General features: G+C 70.8%; 16 protein-coding genes. 10 read left to right on the forward strand and 6 right to left on the reverse strand.

Annotation, left to right across the window (positions count from 1 at the left end):
* Positions 1–43 precede the first annotated feature (43 nt).
* The 5 genes from BJ963_RS04485 (at position 44) to BJ963_RS04505 (ending at position 5,218) form a co-directional block, all read left to right on the forward strand.
* Complete coding sequence (locus BJ963_RS04485; RefSeq protein WP_179454908.1) at positions 44–1,420, forward strand: extracellular solute-binding protein; 1,377 nt, start codon at positions 44–46, stop codon at positions 1,418–1,420.
* The gene (locus tag BJ963_RS04490; RefSeq protein WP_343037227.1) at positions 1,417–2,346 is read left to right on the forward strand and encodes a carbohydrate ABC transporter permease; all 930 of its coding nucleotides are present in this window, start codon (positions 1,417–1,419) and stop codon (positions 2,344–2,346) included. The genes BJ963_RS04485 and BJ963_RS04490 overlap by 4 nt, the downstream gene beginning before the upstream one ends.
* Positions 2,343–3,338 carry a carbohydrate ABC transporter permease gene (locus tag BJ963_RS04495; RefSeq protein ID WP_179454909.1) on the forward strand — a complete coding sequence of 332 codons (996 nt, stop codon included), beginning with the start codon at positions 2,343–2,345 and terminating at the stop codon, positions 3,336–3,338. The genes BJ963_RS04490 and BJ963_RS04495 overlap by 4 nt, the downstream gene beginning before the upstream one ends.
* 23 nt (positions 3,339–3,361) lie before the next feature.
* On the forward strand, positions 3,362–4,561 hold the full coding sequence (locus tag BJ963_RS04500) for a glycoside hydrolase family 3 N-terminal domain-containing protein (protein WP_179454910.1): 1,200 nt from the start codon (positions 3,362–3,364) through the stop codon (positions 4,559–4,561).
* A 108-nt stretch (positions 4,562–4,669) separates the two neighbouring features.
* Positions 4,670–5,218: a YceI family protein gene (locus tag BJ963_RS04505; RefSeq protein WP_089911333.1), complete on the forward strand. Its 549-nt coding sequence runs from the start codon at positions 4,670–4,672 to the stop codon at positions 5,216–5,218.
* A gap of 105 nt (positions 5,219–5,323) precedes the next feature.
* Here the strand turns inward: BJ963_RS04505 and BJ963_RS04510 are convergent, their stop codons facing one another.
* From BJ963_RS04510 to BJ963_RS04520, 3 genes are all read right to left on the reverse strand, one after another.
* Positions 5,324–6,712: an NAD(P)/FAD-dependent oxidoreductase gene (locus tag BJ963_RS04510; protein ID WP_179454911.1), complete on the reverse strand. Its 1,389-nt coding sequence runs from the start codon at positions 6,710–6,712 to the stop codon at positions 5,324–5,326.
* A 68-nt stretch (positions 6,713–6,780) separates the two neighbouring features.
* Positions 6,781–8,196, reverse strand: coding sequence for an aspartate aminotransferase family protein (locus tag BJ963_RS04515; RefSeq protein WP_179454912.1), 1,416 nt, complete (start codon positions 8,194–8,196; stop codon positions 6,781–6,783).
* 2 nt (positions 8,197–8,198) lie between these two features.
* Positions 8,199–8,681 (reverse strand): Lrp/AsnC family transcriptional regulator, encoded by a 483-nt coding sequence (locus BJ963_RS04520; RefSeq protein ID WP_089911324.1) that lies wholly within the window; start codon positions 8,679–8,681, stop codon positions 8,199–8,201.
* A gap of 88 nt (positions 8,682–8,769) precedes the next feature.
* Here BJ963_RS04520 and BJ963_RS04525 point away from each other — a divergent pair, with 88 nt between their 5' ends.
* Positions 8,770–10,221, forward strand: a complete 1,452-nt coding sequence (locus BJ963_RS04525) for a gamma-aminobutyraldehyde dehydrogenase (RefSeq protein ID WP_179454914.1) — start codon at positions 8,770–8,772, stop codon at positions 10,219–10,221.
* A 113-nt stretch (positions 10,222–10,334) separates the two neighbouring features.
* Here the strand turns inward: BJ963_RS04525 and BJ963_RS04530 are convergent, their stop codons facing one another.
* The 3 genes from BJ963_RS04530 to BJ963_RS04540 all read right to left on the reverse strand — a co-directional run bounded on the left by BJ963_RS04530 (position 10,335) and on the right by BJ963_RS04540 (position 14,160).
* A complete protein-coding gene (locus BJ963_RS04530; protein ID WP_179454915.1) occupies positions 10,335–11,750 on the reverse strand; it encodes an aldehyde dehydrogenase family protein in 1,416 nt (471 codons plus the stop codon).
* The gene (locus BJ963_RS04535; protein WP_179454916.1) at positions 11,747–12,910 is read right to left on the reverse strand and encodes an acyl-CoA dehydrogenase family protein; all 1,164 of its coding nucleotides are present in this window, start codon (positions 12,908–12,910) and stop codon (positions 11,747–11,749) included. Before BJ963_RS04535 ends, BJ963_RS04530 begins: the two co-directional genes overlap by 4 nt.
* Before the next feature lie 71 nt (positions 12,911–12,981).
* Positions 12,982–14,160, reverse strand: coding sequence for a CaiB/BaiF CoA transferase family protein (locus tag BJ963_RS04540; RefSeq protein ID WP_179458026.1), 1,179 nt, complete (start codon positions 14,158–14,160; stop codon positions 12,982–12,984).
* A 66-nt stretch (positions 14,161–14,226) separates the two neighbouring features.
* On the opposite strand from BJ963_RS04540, the gene BJ963_RS04545 reads away from it, so the two are divergent.
* From BJ963_RS04545 to BJ963_RS04560, 4 genes are all read left to right on the forward strand, one after another.
* Positions 14,227–15,012 (forward strand): GntR family transcriptional regulator, encoded by a 786-nt coding sequence (locus BJ963_RS04545; protein ID WP_179454917.1) that lies wholly within the window; start codon positions 14,227–14,229, stop codon positions 15,010–15,012.
* A complete protein-coding gene (locus BJ963_RS04550; RefSeq protein WP_179454918.1) occupies positions 15,005–15,724 on the forward strand; it encodes a cache domain-containing protein in 720 nt (239 codons plus the stop codon). Before BJ963_RS04545 ends, BJ963_RS04550 begins: the two co-directional genes overlap by 8 nt.
* Before the next feature lie 179 nt (positions 15,725–15,903).
* Entirely contained in the window at positions 15,904–17,100 is a 1,197-nt protein-coding gene (locus BJ963_RS04555) for an FHA domain-containing protein (RefSeq protein WP_179454919.1), read from the forward strand.
* Complete coding sequence (locus BJ963_RS04560; RefSeq protein ID WP_089911299.1) at positions 17,097–17,933, forward strand: protein phosphatase 2C domain-containing protein; 837 nt, start codon at positions 17,097–17,099, stop codon at positions 17,931–17,933. The genes BJ963_RS04555 and BJ963_RS04560 overlap by 4 nt, the downstream gene beginning before the upstream one ends.
* Positions 17,934–17,980: the final 47 nt, after the last annotated feature.

Below are 17,980 nucleotides of genomic sequence, written 5' to 3' on the forward strand. Positions count from 1 at the left end.
GCACCATCCACGCACTGCACCATCACTCGAAAGGGTCCAGACAATGAAGTCATCACTCAGGATCGCGGCCGTTGCCGCGGTCACCATCGCCGGAGCGGGGCTCCTGGCCGGATGCTCGTCCTCCGGCGGCGACTCCGGCGACGGGAAGGTCCACATCACCGTCGCCAGCCTCATCCCCGGCAGCGACAAGGCCGCTTTCAAGGCGTTCGACGACCGGGTCAAGGAGTTCGAGAAGGCCAACCCGACGATCGACATCACATCGGAGGAGTACCAGTGGACGGGGCCGACGTTCGCGACGCAGCTCGCCGGCGGCACCCTCCCGGACGTCTTCAACGTGCCGTTCACCGACTCCCAGTCGCTGCTGCAGGCGGGTCAGCTCGCCGACATCACCGCCGAGGTGAAGAAGCTGCCGTACGCCGACAAGTTCAACGAGAACGTGCTCGCCGTGGCGAAGTCCGGCGACAAGATCTTCGGCATCCCGTACGGCCCCTACGCGATGGGTCTGTCGTACAACCGGGAGATCTTCCAGAAGGCCGGGCTCGACCCGGACAAGCCGCCGACGACCTGGGATGAGGTGCGCTCCGCGGCGAAGACCATCTCGGAGAAGGTGCCGGGCGTCGCCGGCTACATGCAGATGACGCAGGGCAACACCGGAGGCTGGGAGCTGACCACGACGGTGTACGCGCGCGGCGGCCGGATGGAGACCACGGACGGCGGCAAGACCACGGTCACGACCGACAACCCGGTCACCAAGGAGGCTCTGCAGTGGCTGCACGACCTCCGCTGGGAGGACAACTCGGTCGGGAGCAACTTCCTGCTCGACTGGAGCGGCATCAACCAGGCGTTCGGCGCCGGGCAGATCGCCATGTACCCGTCCGGCTCGGACGTGCTGACCTCGCTCGTGCAGCAGAACGCGGTCGACCCGAAGAACTACGGGCTGACCATGCTGCCGATCGACGCGTCGAACGCCGACGCCGGGGTGCTCGCGGGCGGCAACGTCGCGGCGGTCAGCCCGAAGTCGTCGCAGGCGCAGAAGGAGGCCGCGGTGAAGTGGATCGACTTCTACTACATGCAGAAGCTGCTCAACCAGGACCAGGCGGTCGCCGACGCGAAGGTGCTGGTGAAGTCCGGCCAGCCGGTCGGGGTCCCGACGCTGCCCGTGTTCGACAAGGCCACCTACGACCAGAACATGGAGTGGATCAAGGCCGAGATCAACGTGCCGCAGCAGAATGTGGCTCCGTTCACCGACAAGATCTTCGACGCGAACCTGGTACCGGAGCCCAACAAGCACACGCAGGAGCTGTACGGCGCCCTCGACTCGGTCGTCCAGGCCGTGCTGACGGACAAGAACGCGGACATCGACAAGCTGCTCAGCAAGGTGGACAGCGACATCCAGAAGCTCGTCGACGCCGACAAGTGACTACGCACGATCGACAGCTGAGCCGTCCCCGCCGCACGCCCGTGACCTGGGTGCGCGGCGGGGGCCTCAGCTCGCTGCTCTTCCTGCTGCCGATGCTCGTGATCTTCGGCATCTTCTCCTGGTGGCCCATCGTGCGGAGCGTCGTGATGAGCTTCCAGCACACGAACCTGGTCAGCGCGCCCACCTGGGTCGGCTGGGACAACTTCGTGCAGGTGGTGAACGATCCGCTGTTCTGGACCGCTGTCGGCAACACCGCGTGGTTCGCCTTCCTCGCGCTCCTGCTCGGCTATCCGATCCCGCTGATCGCGGCGGTGCTGATGAGCGAGGTGAAGCGGGCGAAGGGGCTCTACAGCGCACTCGCCTACCTGCCGGTGGTCGTGCCGCCGGTGGTGGCGGTGCTGCTCTGGAAGTTCTTCTACGACGCCCGCCCGGACGGCGTGTTCAACACCATCCTCGGCTGGGTCGGCATCCCGCCGCAGCCGTGGATCCAGTCGGCAACGCAGGCGATGCCGTCGCTCGTCGTGGAGGCGACCTGGGCGGCCGCCGGAGGGACGATCATCATCTACCTCGCCGCGATCACCGGCGTGGCGCCCGAGCTGTACGACGCGGCGGAGGTCGACGGCGCGGGCATCTGGCGCAAGATCTGGCACGTCACGCTTCCGCAGCTGCGCAGCGTCCTGCTGATCACGCTCATCCTGCAGATCATCGGCACGGCGCAGGTGTTCCTGGAGCCGTTCCTCTTCACCGGGGGAGGCCCGGTCGACTCGACCGTCACCATCCTGCTGCTCATCTACCGGTACGCGTTCCAGAACTCGCTCGGCGGCGACTACGGCGCCGCCACCGCGCTCAGCCTGATGCTCGCGGCGTTCCTCGCCGTCCTGTCGCTCGTGTACTTCCGCCTCACCAAGTCCTGGAGCCAGAATTGACGACCTCGACCGAACTGCCGCGCGAGGCCGCGGCCGACGCGCAGGAACTCCTCGTGTCTGCTCCCCAGGAGCGGGCGGGACGTCCGCGGCGACCTCGTGGCGGACGGGAGGACGCGGGCGACCGCGGCATCCTCTCCCTCTCGGATCGGCGCAAGCCGGGCGTGCGGTGGAGCGCGCGCGTCATCCACGGCGCGCTGCTCGTCGTGCTCGTGGTCGTCGGCCTCGGTCCGCTGCTCTGGCTGGCGAAGTCGGCGATCACCCCGACGGAGGACACCCTCCGGACGCCGATGGCGCTGTTCCCGAACGGCGTGGACTGGGCCAACCTGTCGACCGCCTGGTCGACCGTCCACATCGACGTGCAGTTCATGAACACGATCTGGGTCGCCGCCGGGTCCTGGGCCGCACAGATCATCGTGGCGACGACCGCCGGGTACGCGCTGAGCGTGCTGCGGCCGAAGTACGGCCGGGTGCTCTACGGCCTGATCCTGACGACGCTGTTCGTCCCGTCGGTGGTGCTGCTCGTTCCGCTGTACCTCACCATCCTGAACCCGCCGCTGCTCGGGCAGTCGCTCATCAACACGTTCTGGGCGGTGTGGCTGCCGGCCGGCGCCAGCGCCTTCAACGTCGTGCTGGTCAAGCGGTTCTTCGACAACCTCCCGCGCGAGATCTTCGAGGCGGCGCGGGCGGACGGCGCCGGGCCGTTCCGCCTGTTCTGGTCGATCGTGCTTCCGATGTCGAAGCCCATCCTCGGCGTCGTCTCGGTGTTCGCGATCATCGCCGCGTGGAAGGACTACCTGTGGCCGCTGCTCGTGCTGCGCGACCCGGCCATCCAGCCCCTGTCGGTGCGGCTGCCCACGCTGCAGGCGGCGATCCAGCTGGATGTGTACCTCGCCGCGCTGGCGATCTCGACGCTCATCCCGATCGCCCTGTTCCTGGTGTTCCAGGGGCTGTTCCTGCGGAGCGCCGGGCTCGGCGGGGCCGTGAAGGGCTGACGTCGCTGGGTTAGCATCGAGGGATGCGCGCAGACCGACGCCGGATGCCCGCGGCTCTCGCCGGGGTGATCTCGGCGACGCTCCTCGCCGGGGTGCTGAGCGGATGCGCGGGCCCGGCCCCGGCGCGCACGACGGCGGGGGCGACGGCGGGGACGCACACCGCCGCCGCATCCCCGAGCCCGTCGCCTGCGGCGACCGGCGACCCGGTGGAGGCGTACGCCCGCCAGCGTCTCGCCAACCTCACCCTGCGGCAGAAGGCCGCGAGCCTCTTCATGCTGCACCTGCCGGGAACCGACCCGGCGGCGCTCCGCGGATACGTCGACCGGTACGGCGTCGGCGGCATGATCCTGATGGGCGACAACATCCCGTCGACCCCCGCCGAGCTGGCCGCGCAGACGGCCGCCATGACGGCGTCCGACCCCGGCCTGCCTCCGCTCATCGCCGTGGACGAGGAGGGCGGCGACGTCACCCGGCTCGGCTGGGACGACCAGCCCGGCGCCGACACCCTGCGCGATCAGGACCCGGCCGCGACGCGCGCTGCCTTCGCCCGCCGTGCGACCCTCCTGAAGCAGGCCGGGATCTCGGTGAACTTCGGCACCGTGGCCGACGTCACGGCCGACCCGAACTCGTTCATCGCCGACCGGGTGCTCGGCACGGAGCCCGGCGGAGCCTCCGCTCGGGTCGCGGCCTCGGTGGCGGGGGAGCGCGGGACGGTGCTGAGCACCCTCAAGCACTTCCCCGGGCACGGCGAGAGCGAAGCGGACTCGCACCATGCGGTGCCCGCGACCGCGGTCGGCAAGGACGAGTGGTCGGCGCGCGACGCGCCTCCGTTCCGGGCCGGCATCTCCGCCGGCGCCGAGTTGGTCATGTTCGGGCACCTGGCCTACACGCAGGTGGATGCGGCGCCCGCCTCGCTCTCCGCCGCCTGGCACCGCATCCTGACCGACGACCTGGGCTTCCGCGGCGCGAGCATCACCGACGACCTGCGGATGCTGCAGGACACCGGGCTGCCGCAGTACCAGGACGCGGGGGCGAACGCGGTGCAGGCGATCGCGGCGGGCAACACGATGGTGCTCGACGTGCTGCCGGCCGGAAGCGATCCGGATGCGCTGATCGACGCGGTGGTCGCGGCCGTGCAGCAGGGCCGCATCCCGCTCGCCCAGCTCGACGCGGCCGCGCTGAAGCTGCTGGAGCTCCGCCGGTCGGTCGCCACCGAAGAGTGACGCGTCAACTTTTTTCGCCTTTCGCGGAATAGTCCGGAGATCAATGCGCTTGCATGTATTCGACGCGGGGCGGAAGGGCCGCCCGGCGCGCGACTTCTAGGAGACACCGTGACCATCGAGATCCCCGGCTACAAGGCAGGCACCTGGACCATCGACCCCGCGCACAGCGAGGTCGGCTTCAGCATCCGTCACCTGATGATCAGCAAGGTGAAGGGCGTCTTCGAGAACTTCGACGCCACCTTCGTGACCGCCGAGAACCCGCTCGAGTCGAAGGTCACCGCGAAGGCCGACGTCGCGTCCATCAACACCAAGGACAAGAACCGCGACGCCCACCTCCGCACCGGCGACTTCTTCCTCGCCGAGGAGCACCCGACCATCGACTTCGTCTCGACCGGCGTGCGTCACGAGAACGGCGAGTTCCTCGTCGACGGCGACCTGACGATCAAGGGCGTCACCAAGCCGGTCACCTTCGAGTTCGACTTCGGCGGCTTCGGCCAGGACCCGTACGGCAACTACAAGGCCGGCGCGACCGCGAAGACCAAGATCAACCGTGAGGACTTCGGCCTCACCTACAACGCTGCGCTCGAGACCGGCGGCATGCTGCTCGGCGACGAGGTCACCATCACCCTCGAGCTCCAGGCCGTCCTCGCCTCCTGACCCTGAGCTCCCAGCCGCCCACCGTCGAGTACGCATTCTTTGCACACGACACGCCGCGCGTGCGTGCAAAGTTTGCGGACTCGACGGTGGGGCGGAATCCGGGGGTCAGTGGCCGATGAGGGGGCCGAGGGTGCGGGAGACGACGGAGGGGCGGCGCGTGACGGACTCCTCCAGGTCGGCGGACTCCATGGCGACGAGGCCGGCGTTCGCGCCAGCGAAGCGGAGCGGTTCCGGCTCCCAGCGCGGCGACCGGTGGTCCACCCACGGCAGCGCCGTCAGGTCCGTTCGCGACTCCGTGAGCAGGTCCGCGAGAGAGCGGCCGGCCAGGTTCGTGGTGCTCAGGCCGTCGCCGACGTACCCGCCCGCCCACGCCTCGCGCGCATCCCGGTCGTAGCCGACGCTCGCGTGCCAGTCCCGCGGCACCCCGAGCGGCCCGCCCCAGTGGTGCGTGATCCGCGCGCCCGCGGAGTCGGGGAAGAGGTCGTGGAGCGTGTGGATGAGGTGGTCGCGCACGCGCGCCGAACGGTCGTACTCCGGCCGGATGGCGCTCCCCAGGTGGTACCGCGCCCCGCGACCGCCGAAGGCGAACCGGTTGTCGGCGGTCCGCTGCCCGTAGACGATCAGGTTGCGGAAGTCGGTGAACGTCTGGCCGTGCTCGATGCCGATCCGCTCCCACGTGGCATCGGGCAGCGGCTCCGTCGCGATCATCAAAGAGTAGAGCGGCAGGATGCGCCTGCCGACCTGCGGCAGCTGCGAGCCGTAGCCTTCCGTCGCGTTGACGACGGTCCCGGCCCGGACCGTGCGCGCTGAGCCGCCCGAGCGCACCTGCACGGTCCCGGCGTCCCAGGAGAGCACCTCGGTGCCCTCCGCGATGGTCGCCCCGCGGCGTTCGACGACCCGGGCGAGTCCGCGCACCAGCTTCGCGGGGTGGATGCGCGCGCACGCGGGCGTGTACGTCGCCGCCAGCGCATCCCGCACGCCGAAGCGCGACCGGACGGTCTCGGTTCCCCACAGCGCGACGCGGTCGACGCCGTAGCGCTCCGACTCCTCGAACTCGGCCCGAGCCGCCGCCAGCTGCGGCTTCGACCGCGCGAACGTCACCGTCCCGCCCCGCGCGAAGTCGATGTCGATGCCCTCGGCCTCGGCGACCCGGCCGACCTCGTCGACCGTGTCGACCATCGCCTGGCGCATCCCGACCGCGGCATCCCGGCCGTACCTCTTCTCGAGCTTCGAGGCCGACCAGGGGAAGAGCGAGGAGCACCAGCCGCCGTTGCGGCCGGACGCGCCGAAGCCGGCGACCTCCTTCTCCAGCAGCAGGACGCGCAGCGATGGATCGCGTTCCTGCAGGTAGTAGGCGGTCCAGAGACCGGTGAGCCCCGCGCCGACGATCGCCACATCCACGTCGGCGTCGGCGTCGAGACCGGGCCGCGGACGGAAGCCGTCCTCCTCGGCGGCGATGGAGTCGAACCAGAAGCCGACCGTGCGGTAGTCCATTGCGCTCCTCTCGTTAAGGCGCGAATCCGGGACCACGAGCGCGGTCCCGGATTCGTCCTTTGGGGGTCTTACAGGTGGTTCGAGGCCTCCGTGAGCACCGACTCCAGGATCTGGCGGATCTCGACGAACTCGCTCGGGCCGATGGTGAGCGGCGGGGCGAGCTGCACGACGGGGTCGCCGCGGTCGTCGGCGCGGCAGTACAGGCCGGCGTCGAACAGGGCCTTCGACAGGAACCCGCGGAGCAGGCGCTCCGCCTCGTCGTCGTCGAACGTCTCCTTGGTGTTCTTGTCCTTCACCAGCTCGATGCCGAAGAAGTAACCGGCGCCGCGGACGTCGCCGACGATCGGCAGGTCGAGCAGCTTCTCGAGCTCGGCGCGGAACAGCGGCGAGTTCTCGCGGACGCGCTCGTTGAGCTTCTCCTCCTCGAAGATGTCGAGGTTCTCCAGCGCCACCGCGGCCGACACCGGGTGACCGCCGAAGGTGTAGCCGTGGTAGAACGACGTGTTGCCGTGCTTGAAGGGCTCGTAGATGCGGTCGCTGATGATGGTCGCGCCGATGGGGGAGTAGCCGCTGGTCATGCCCTTGGCGCAGGTGATCATGTCCGGCACGTAGCCGTACTCGTCGCAGGCGAACATGTGGCCGATGCGTCCGAAGGCGCAGATGACCTCGTCGCTGACCATGAGGACGTCGTACTTGTCGCAGATCTCACGCACGCGCTGGAAGTAGCCGGGAGGCGGCGGGAAGCATCCGCCCGAGTTCTGCACGGGCTCGAGGAAGATCGCCGCGACGGTGTCCGGACCCTCGAACTGGATCATCTCCTCGATGCGGTTCGCCGCCCACACGCCGAAGGCCTCGAAGTCGTCGGTCGGCGCACCCATCTCGCCTGCGCGGTAGAAGTTGGTGTTCGGGACGCGGAACCCGCCGGGGGTGAGCGGCTCGAACATCTCCTTCATGGCCGGGATGCCGGTGATCGCGAGGGCGCCCTGCGGGGTGCCGTGGTAGGCGACGGCGCGCGAGAGCACCTTGTGCTTGGTCGGCTTGCCCTGCAGCTTCCAGTAGTACTTGGCGAGCTTGAACGCGGTCTCGACCGCCTCGCCGCCGCCGGTGGAGAAGAAGACGCGGTTGAGGTCGCCGGGTGCGTACGACGCCAGCCGGTCGGCGAGCTCGATCGCGTTCGGGTGGGCGTACGACCAGATCGGGAAGAACGCCAGCTGCTCGGCCTGCTTCGCGGCCGTCTCTGCGAGACGCTTGCGGCCGTGGCCCGCGTTCACCACGAACAGTCCGGAGAGCCCGTCGATGTACTGCTTGCCGTGCGAGTCCCAGATGTGGTGCCCCTCGCCGCGCGTGATGATGGGGACGCCGTGGCCCTCTTCCATCACCGACTGACGGGCGAAGTGCATCCAGAGGTGGTCGCGCGCCTTCGCCTGCAGCGCCGCCTCATCGGCCGTGATCGGCTCGCCGAACGTTTCTACGGTTGTCGTCATGGTTATCGCGTTCCCCAGTTGTAGAACTGTTTGTGGAGTTTCAGATACACGAACGTCTCGGTGGAGAGCACGCCCTCCAGCGTCCGGATCTCGGAGTTGAGCATCGTGATGAGGTCGAGGTCGTTCTCGCACACCACCTCGGCGAGGATGTCGAAGGTGCCGGCTGTCAGCACCACGTAGTCCACCGCCGGCATGGCCGCCAGCTTGTCGGCCACCGCACGCGTGTCGCCCGTGCAGCGCACGCCGATCATCGCCTGACGGTAGAAGCCGAGCTGCATGGGGTCGGTCACGGCCACGATCTGCATCACGCCCGACTCGGTCAGCTTCTGCACGCGCTGGCGCACGGCCGCCTCGCTGAGACCGACGGCCTTGCCGATCTCCGCGTACGACTTGCGGCCGTCGACCTGCAGTTGCTCGATGATCGCCTTGGAGACATCATCGATCGCCGCAGCCTTCTGGCCGTTCGCTGCCCGAGGGGTACTCATGGAGCGATTCTGTCAGTGGATTGGATGTCTGGCAAGCGATTCCGCACGAATTTGCCCGTTTCGCTGACGAAATCAGTAGGCTGCCGCCATGACAGCTCGTGAACGCTCACCACGTGAACTGAAGAACTTCATCGACGGCCGCTCCGTCGAAGCCCGCGGCACGGACGCCATCCCGCTCATCGACCCCGCGACCGAGGAGGTCTACGCCAGCGCGCCCGTCTCCACGGAGCAGGACGTCGCCGACGCATACACCGCCGCCGAGCGCGCCTTCCGCACCTGGGGCCAGACCACACCGGCGGAACGCCAGCTGGCCCTGTTCCGCATCGCCGATGCGATGGAGGCGCGGGCGGAGGAGTTCGCCGACGCCGAGTCGCAGGACACCGGCAAGCCGCGCGCCACCCTGGTGGAGGACGAGATCCTGCTGTCGGTGGATCAGATCCGCTTCTTCGCCGGGGCGGCGCGCAACCTGGAGGGGCGGTCGGCGGGGGAGTACATGCCGGAGCACACCTCGTTCATCCGCCGGGAGCCGATCGGTGTGGTCGGCCAGGTCACGCCCTGGAACTATCCGCTGAACATGGCGGTGTGGAAGTTCGCGCCGGCTCTCGCCGCGGGCAACACGACCGTGCTGAAGCCGTCGGACACGACTCCGCTGTCGACCCTGCTGCTGGCGGAGGTCGCCGCCGAGTTCCTGCCCGCCGGCGTGCTGAACGTCGTGCTGGGCGACCGCTCCACCGGCGCTGCGATGACCGCGCACCCCATCCCGCAGCTCATCTCGATCACCGGGTCGGTTCGAGCCGGGATGGAGGTGGCGCGCGCCGCGTCGTTCGACCTCAAGCGGGTGCACCTCGAGCTGGGCGGCAAGGCGCCCGTGATCGTGTTCGACGACGCCGACATCGAGAAGGCGGTCGCGGGGATCGTCGCGGCCGGGTACTTCAACGCCGGTCAGGACTGCACGGCCGCCACGCGCCTGCTGGTTCAGGACGACATCCACGACGAGTTCGTCGCGGCGCTCGCGCAGTACGCCAGGGAGAACGCGCGCACCGGCGCGCCGCGCGAGGACGGCATCCTCTACGGTCCGCTGAACAACGCGAACCAGCTGGCGCAGGTGTCCGGGTTCGTCGACCGGCTGCCGGACCACGCCACCGTGGAGCTGGGCGGTCACCGCCAGGGCGACCGCGGCTACTTCTGGGAGGCCACGATCGTGTCGGGGCTGCGGCAGGACGACGAGGCCGTCCAGAACGAGATCTTCGGCCCGGTGCAGACCGTCCAGCGGTTCGCGGACGAGGCCGAGGCGCTGGCGAACGCCAACGGCGTGAAGTACGGGCTCGCGTCGTCGGTCTGGACGAAGGACCACGGACGGGCGATGCGGTTCGCCAAGGGCCTCGACTTCGGCTGCGTCTGGATCAACACGCACATCCCGATCGTCGCCGAGATGCCGCACGGCGGGTTCAAGCACTCCGGCTACGGGAAGGACCTGTCGGCCTACGGCTTCGAGGACTACACGCGCATCAAGCACGTCATGTCGTACATCGGAATCTAGGTCAGGGCGGCGGGACCGGAGGCGCCATCTCCTGACCTCGCCATCAGCTCCGGACTTTTTCGCCCCTGCCGCGGCGTGTCGGGCGGAAAAAGTCCGGAGCTGTTCGCGTGGGGTCAGGAGTCTCGACGGGGGATGCCGAGCGGGTTGCCGTCGCGGAGCTCGGGCGGGAGCACGTCCCGCGGGGCGTCCTGGTAGGCGATCGGCGTGAGCCAGCGGCGGATCGCCGTCGCGCCGACGGACGTGTGGATGCTCGCGGTCGTCGACGGCCATCCGCCGCCGTGGTGCTGCGCCCAGCCGATGGCGACGCCGGTCGGCCAGCCGTCGAACAGGAGGCGACCAGCGACGGCGCCGAGGGAGGCAGCGAGAGACGTCACATCCTCGCCGGTGCCGCGGTGGATGGTGGCGGTCAGGGAGGGCTCCAGCGCCGCCAGGAGCGCGGGCAGGTCGGCGTCGGCGAAGCGCACCAGCACGGTCACCGGGCCGAAGCATTCGGCCAGGAACGGTGCGGGGTCGGCCAGGAACGCGTCCGCGTCGACGAGCACGACGGCCGGTGCGGATTCCCCGGGCGCCGCCTCCCCGCGGAGCACCTCGACCGGGCTCCGGGCGGAGAACGCGGCGACGCCGGCGGAGAAGGCCTCCGTCATTCCCGGGGTGAGCTGGCGGCTCGCCGGCGCGTCGCCGAGAGCGCCGCGGACGGCCTCCTCGACCCCGCCGCCGGCCGGGACGAAGACGAGCCCCGGCTTCGTGCAGTACTGCCCGGCGTCGCGGGTGAACGAGCCGACCAGCCCCGCTCCGATCGCCTCGGCCCGTTCCGCGGCGGCGGCCCGTGTCACGACGACGGGGTTGATGCTCCCGAGCTCGCCGTAGAAGGGGATCGGGTCCGGCCGTGAGGCGGCCAGGTCGAACAGGGCACGGCCGCCGCGCGTCGAACCGGTGAACCCGGCCGCCCGCACCAGCGGGTGGCGCACCAGCGCGGTGCCCGCGTCCATCCCCTCGACAAGTGAGAACCAGCCGGGAGGCAGGATGCGCGCGGCGAGTGCGGCCGTCCGGCGGGAGAGCAGCGGGTGACCCGGATGCGCCTTGACGATCACCGGGCAGCCGGCGGCCAGCGCCGACGCCGTGTCGTTGCCCAGGACGGAGAAGGCGAACGGGAAGTTCGACGCCGCATACACGGCGACCGGCCCCAGCGGGCGCAGGATGCGGCGGAGGTCCGGCCGCGGCGGGATCAGTGACGGGTCGGGCGACTCGACGACGGCCTCGAGGTACGCACCCTCGCGGATCACACCCGCGAAGAAGCGCAACTGCGCCGCCGTCCGTGTGATCTCGCCGTCCAGCCGGGCGGGGGAGAGATGCGTCTCCTCGTGGGCGAGGCCCGCCAGTTCGGCGCGGTCGTCGTCCAGGGCGGCAGCCAGGGCGTCCAGCCACCCGGCCCTCTGCTCGCGGGTCGACGGCGTCGCCGCGGCACGGGCCGCGGCGACCGCCGCATCCGCCACGGCGGCGTCGCCGGCGGTGGAGGCATCCGTGCTCATGCGAACGCCGCCAGGCCGGTCAGCGCCCGGCCGAGGACGAGCGTGTGGATCTCGTCCGTTCCCTCGTAGGTGCGCACCGACTCCAGGTTGGCCATGTGCCGCATGACCGGGAATGCGTTCGTGATGCCGTCGCCGCCGAGGATCGTGCGGGCCTCGCGGGCGATGGCCAGCGCCTCGCGCACACTGTTCAGCTTGCCGACGCTGATCTGCGCCGGGGTGAGCCGCCCGGCCTCCTTCAGGCGACCCAGGTGCAGCGCCAGCAGCATCCCCTTCTCGTACTCCACCAGCATGTTCGCCAGCTTCTCCTGGATCAGCTGGTTCGCACCGATGGGGCGCCCGAACACCTCGCGCGTGGTCGCTCGCCGGATGGACACCTCCAGGCAGTCGCGGGCGGCCCCCATCGCTCCCCAGACGATGCCGTAGCGGGCCTCGTTGAGACAGGAGAACGGTCCGGAGAGACCGCGTGCCCCGGGGAGGACAGCAGAGGACGGCAGGCGGACCTCGTCGAGCACGATGTCGCACTGCACCGAGGCGCGCATGGAGAGCTTGCCGTCGATCGCGGTCGCAGCGAACCCGGGGGTGGAGGTCGGAACGAGGAACCCGCGGATGCCGTCGTCCGTGGCCGCCCAGACCACCGCGACATCCGCGAGCGCGGCCAGCCCGATCCACCGCTTGGCGCCGTTGAGCACCCAGTCGCCGCCGTCCCGGCGGGCCGTCGTGCGCATGGCGGCCGGGTCGCTGCCGCCTTCCGGCTCGGTCAGCGCGAAGCACCCGATGCGCTCCCCGCGTGCCATCGGCGGCAGCCACTCGGCCTTCTGCTCGTCGGAGCCGAACTTCGAGATCGCGCTCATCGCCAGGGAGCCCTGGACCGACACGAAGGTGCGCCAGCCGCTGTCGGCGGCCTCCAGCTCGTGGCAGACGAGCCCGTAGCTGACGGCGCCGGCTCCCGCGCATCCCTCGTCCTGCAGGTGCATGCCGAGCACGCCGAGCGCTCCCAGCTCCGCCACCAGTTCACGGCGGAAGTGCTTGTCCTCGAAGTCCTGCTCGATGACCGGCCGGATGCGCTCGGTTGCGAACGCGCGGGCGCGATCGCGCCAGCCGCGTTCCTCGTCGCTGAGCAGGTGGTCGATGCTGAACGCCTCGTCGAGCGTCGTCGTCACGGTGGGTCCTTTCGCCGGTCCATCGGGGTGGTGCGGGTGGTGCGGGTGGTGCGGTGCGGTGTGGTGCGGGGTCAGTCGGCCTCGTCCGCCCAGCGCGCGTTGTGCGCACCGAGGAGCGGGGGCGGGGTGCGGTGTGCGGCCGGCGCGGTGTCGAGCCGGATGGGCGTCGCGGGCTGCCTCGATGTCCGTCCCGTGCCCGGGTCGACGGTCGTCACGATGGGCTGCAGCCCCAGCGATTCGGCGAAGGCGAACGCCTCCCCGATGTCGTTGACGAGCCCGGCCGGAACCCGGGCGAGCGTGAGCGCATCCACCCAGTCGGCGGCGGTGCGCGCGGCGAGCAGCGGTTCGAGGAGGCCGCGCAGCGCTTGCCGGTTGCGCACGCGCTGCTCGTTGGTGGCGAAGCGTGCGTCGTCGGCGAGCAGCGGCCGGCCGAGGACGCCCGCGAATGCGGAGAACTGGCGGTCGTTGCCGACCGCGACGACGAACTCGCGATCCGCCGCGCGGAACAGTTCGTACGGCGCGATGCTCGGGTGCGCATTGCCCAGCCGGGCGGGGGAGCGGCCGGTCGCGAGCGTGCCGGACGCCTGGTTGGTGAGGGCGGCGAGCAGCGATCCGAGCAGGTCGACATCCACCCGGGAGCCGCGGCCCATCGCGTCGCGCTGCCGCAGGGCGAGCAGGATGCCGGAGAACGCGTTGAGCCCGGTGAGCACATCCACCAGGGCGACGCCGACCTTGCTGGGCTCGCTGTCGGGCGCTCCGGTGATGCTCATCAGGCCGCCGACCGCCTGCACCAGCAGGTCGTAGCCGGGGAGGGCGGCTCCCGCCTCCCGGCCGAACCCGGTGATCGAGCAGAACACCAGGCGCGGGTTGGCGGGTCTGAGGCTCGCTTCGTCGAGGCCGAAGCGCTCCATGACGCCGGGCCGGAAGTTCTCGACCACGACGTCGGCCGTGCGCGCGAGGCGGCGCGCGGTCGCGAGTCCGTCGGGCGTCGCGAGATCGCACACGACGGAGCGCTTGTTGCGGTTGACCGCGCCGAAGTAGGTGGACTCGCCCGCGTCGTCCACCGGCGGCCGCCACGCACGCGTGTCGTCGCCGCCGGGGCTCTCGATCTTGATCACGTCGGCGCCGAAGTCGGCCAGCATCATGGTCGCGTACGGACCGGCCAGCACGCGCGAGAAGTCGGCGACGCGGATGCCCTGCAGGACGCCGGCGCCCGGCCGCTCGGGGGCGGGGATGCAGCCATCGGGCATGCTGGCTTCTTCGCTCGACACGAATTCATCCTATAGCGAATGATTCACTCGCGATATCGTGGAGCCGTGACGATCTCGATGCGCGACGCAGCCCGCACGGGCCGCGCAGCGCCGGGCGCGCGCGACGCGGTGTTCGCGCAGCTGGACGACGCCGGGCGCGCGGAGCAGGTGGCGAGGCGGCTGACGGATGCGATCGTGCTCGGCGTGCTCTCCTCCGGCGAGCGGCTCCCCAGCGAGGCCGAGCTCGCCCGCCGGTTCGGTGTCGCACTCGTGACCGCGCGCGAGGGCCTGGGGATGCTGCGCAGGGCCGGGCTCGTGGAGACGCGCCGCGGGCGTGACGGCGGCAGCTTCGTCATGCGTACCGGCGACGCGGACGACAGCCACGTGATCGGCCGGTTGCGCGGGGTGTCCCAGGTCGAGCTCGGCGATCTCGCGGTCTACGTGACGGCCATCGCGGCCGGCTGCGCCGATCGCGCGGCCGAGCGTTCGACCCCGTCCGACGACGCCCGGCTTCGCGCGTGGGTGGCGGATGCCGACTTCTCCCAGGCCGCCGAGGCGCGGAGGAACGCCGGCGGGTTCCTGCTCGAACTCGCCGTGCTCAGCCAGTCGGCCCGGCTGGTGCGCGAGCAGCTGCGACTGCAGGCCGAATTCGGTCCTCTGCTCTGGCTCGGGATGCGCGATCCGGCGATCCGGGCTTCCGCTGCTGCGGCCGCGACGGCCGTCGCCGAGGCCGTCGCCGCGCGCGACGGTGCGGCGGCGCGGGCGCACATCGGCGGCCTGCTCGACGAGGTCGCCCGCTGGCTCCTCGCCGCGAAAGCCAGGATCGAGCGGGAGGGGACGATCGATGGCTGAGCGGACGACGATGGCCGTCACCGGGACTCCTGCTGCCGCCGCCGGGCGCGTCTCGGAGCTGTTCGGCCGCATCCACGAGACTCTCGCGGGCTGGCGGGAGGCGATTCTCACCGGCGAACAGGACGGAGCGCTCTCGCTCGACGACCGGGTCGCAGCCCTGGTGCTCCCGGCCCTCGCGGAGGACGACCCGCTGCTCATCGGAGCGGGCTTCGTGGCGGCGCCCGAGCCGACCGGCGCAGGGGACGTCCGGTTCTCGTGGTGGCTCGGCCCGCTCGACGACAACCCCGTGTTCGGCGCGACGCGCGCACCATCGAAGCTCGACCTCGGCGCGCGCTCCTACTCCGACTACTTGCGCGACTTCGCGTCCCTGGAGTGGTTCAGCGTCCCGCAGTCGACCCACCGCACGCACATCACCGGCCCGTACGTCGATCACCTGTGCGCGTGCGACTACATCGTCACGGTCACGTCGCCGGTCGAACGCGACGGGCGCATGCTCGGCGTCGTCGGCCTCGACATTTACGTGAAGCGCCTCGAGCGGGAGCTGCTGCCCGGGATGCTCGCGTGCAGCCGGCCGCTCGCCCTCGTGAACGAGCACGGGAGGGTGACGGTGTCCACGGATCCGGCCGTGCTGGTCGGGACGGTCCTGCCGACCGCTCCCGATGCCGTCGCGTGCCCCGGCACGACCTTCCGTCTCGTGGAGACCGGCGCCTGACCGGCCTCGGACCGCCGGCCGACCTGCCGCTGACCTGCCGCTGACCTGACGCTGACCGGCGGCGCCCGACCTCGGAGAGTCGGCCGGCGGGCTACACTCGCAACCACGCGCGCTTCGCGCGACCCCCGGCAGGCGACGTCCGCCGGGACGACCCCGTGAGCCACCAGGAGGAGCCGACGATGACTGGCGGCTTCATCCGGTACGCGCCGACGGCCGGTCCGTCGCGGTGGCTGCTCATCGCGGGCCGCCGGTTCGTCGCAGCAGTCGAGAGCACGGCCTCCGACGAGATCGTGGATGCGGTGTACTGGCTGGCCGACTCGGAGTTCGCGACGATCGAATCCGTCGTCGGGGCGTTCCCGCTCGCCGGACCGGACAGCGTCCGATCGTTCGCCGTGGCGGAGATCGCCGAGCCGAACGCCGCGGGCGAGGTCACCGTGACAGCGGTGGTCCGGGGCTCGGCGGCGGTCGATGTGTTCTCGGTCGGCGGTGCGCGCCGGTTCTCGGCGGGAGGCGTGCAGCCGTGGGTGCTGGCCGAGTTCCGCACGGTGACCGGCCTCGTGCTTCAGGGCGACGACGCGCCGACCGGCCCGGTCGCCCGCCTCTCCATCGGCTCGCTGCCGCTGCGCGTCGGCGTGACCGACGGCGAGCTGCTGACGTGGACGCTGCAGCCGATCGAGCGCGCGGAGCGCAGTCGTGAGACCCCGGCTCCGGCCGCAGCCGTCTCCGGTCCTGCCGCGGAGGAGACCATCATCCGCGCCCGCAACCAGAGTTCGAGCCTGTTCGGGGGCGCGGACGCCCCGGCGGAGGTTGCTGCGGCGTCCGAGATCGTGCCGCCGCACGCCCATCCCGCCCCGCACGAGCTCCCGGGCGCCGTCGACATCGACGAGTCCGTGACCCCGCCCGCCGCAGCCGTCGCTCCGGCGCCCGAGCACGACACGCCGATCGCGCCCGCCGGGCCGCTGACCGTCCGCACCGACGAGATGTTCCCGCCGACCGAGCCCGTCGTGCTTCCCCCGCCGCGCGCGACCTTCGCCGCCCGGATCCCGTCGGGGGACACGATCGCGCTCGACGTCCCCGTCCTGATCGGCCGGCGGCCCGCTCCGCAGCGCGTCGATTCCGGCGCGGAGCCGCGGCTCGTCACGGTGCCGTCGCCCACCCAGGAGGTCTCGTCGACCCATGTCCGCATCGAGCAGTCGGGGGACGCGGTCGTCGTCACCGACCTCCGCTCCACCAACGGGACGCTGGTGACCGGTCCCGGCGGCGCCCGCCGGCTGCGTCCGGGGGAGTCGTCCGTGGTGCTCGCGGGGGCGAGGGTGGAGATCGGCGACGGTAATATCATCGAGATCACCGCCCGCAGAGACGAAGGACGCGAGTGACCCAGATCGGTCGCAGCAGCAGACGCCACACCGTGGCTGTCCCCGGCGATCCCGACGCACGCATCAGCCTCGCCTGGGCCGCTCTGAGCGACACCGGATACCGGCGGAGCGTGAACGAGGACAGCCTCCTCGCGCGTTCGCCGATCTTCGCGGTGGCCGACGGGATGGGCGGCCACACCGCAGGAGACTTCGCCAGCACGGCGGTGGTCACGCGCCTGGCCGAGAAGGTGAAGGCGGACTTCGTCGGAGAGATCGCCCTCACCGAGGCGCTGCGATCGGCGGTCGACGACATGACCCGCGGCGTCGGCCAGACCGACCTCGGGACGGGCACCACGGTCACCGGGATCGCCCTCACCCTGGTCGACGGCAACCCGTACTGGCTCGTGTTCAACATCGGCGACTCGCGGGTGTACAGCTACCGCGACGGGACGCTGGAGCAGCTGACCGTCGACCATTCGATCGTCCAGGAGCTGCTGGACGCCGGAGCCATCACCCCGGCGGAGGCCGAGGTGCACCCGCACAGCAACGTCATCACGCGCGCCGTCGGTTTCAACGAGGACCCGGTGCCCGACTACTTCCTCCTGCCGATCGTCGCAGGCTCCCGGCTGCTGGTGTGCTCGGACGGCCTGACGAAGGAGCTGACCGAGCACGGCATCCGCTACTTCCTCGGAGAGGGCTCCTCCCCGCTCGACGCCGCCCAGCAGCTGATGGATGCGGCGCTCGGCAACGGCGGGCGCGACAACGTGACCGTCGTGGTCGTCGACGTGCTGGCGACCCCGGAGTCCGGAGCACACCGCGAGGGCGTCTCCCGCCGGGCCGCTCGGCGCCACTGATTCTGTCCCCCGACTTGGGGGTGAGCGAGTTGTCCCCAGTGCGGGTC

Source organism: Leifsonia soli, from assembly GCF_013408745.1.
Classification (GTDB): Bacteria; Actinomycetota; Actinomycetes; order Actinomycetales; family Microbacteriaceae; genus Leifsonia; species Leifsonia soli.

Excerpts from the sequence above, each read along its gene's own strand:
- BJ963_RS04530 (WP_179454915.1), bottom strand. The coding sequence starts at position 11,750 with ATGAGCACGGATGCCTCCACCGCCGGCGACGCCGCCGTGGCGGATGCG.
- BJ963_RS04540 (WP_179458026.1), bottom strand. The coding sequence starts at position 14,160 with ATGCCCGATGGCTGCATCCCCGCCCCCGAGCGGCCGGGCGCCGGCGTC.
- BJ963_RS04485 (WP_179454908.1), top strand. The coding sequence starts at position 44 with ATGAAGTCATCACTCAGGATCGCGGCCGTTGCCGCGGTCACCATCGCC.
- BJ963_RS04555 (WP_179454919.1), top strand. The coding sequence starts at position 15,904 with ATGACTGGCGGCTTCATCCGGTACGCGCCGACGGCCGGTCCGTCGCGG.
- BJ963_RS04525 (WP_179454914.1), top strand. The coding sequence starts at position 8,770 with ATGACAGCTCGTGAACGCTCACCACGTGAACTGAAGAACTTCATCGAC.
- BJ963_RS04515 (WP_179454912.1), bottom strand. The coding sequence starts at position 8,196 with ATGACGACAACCGTAGAAACGTTCGGCGAGCCGATCACGGCCGATGAG.
- BJ963_RS04550 (WP_179454918.1), top strand. The coding sequence starts at position 15,005 with ATGGCTGAGCGGACGACGATGGCCGTCACCGGGACTCCTGCTGCCGCC.
- BJ963_RS04500 (WP_179454910.1), top strand. The coding sequence starts at position 3,362 with ATGCGCGCAGACCGACGCCGGATGCCCGCGGCTCTCGCCGGGGTGATC.
- BJ963_RS04510 (WP_179454911.1), bottom strand. The coding sequence starts at position 6,712 with ATGGACTACCGCACGGTCGGCTTCTGGTTCGACTCCATCGCCGCCGAG.
- BJ963_RS04520 (WP_089911324.1), bottom strand. The coding sequence starts at position 8,681 with ATGAGTACCCCTCGGGCAGCGAACGGCCAGAAGGCTGCGGCGATCGAT.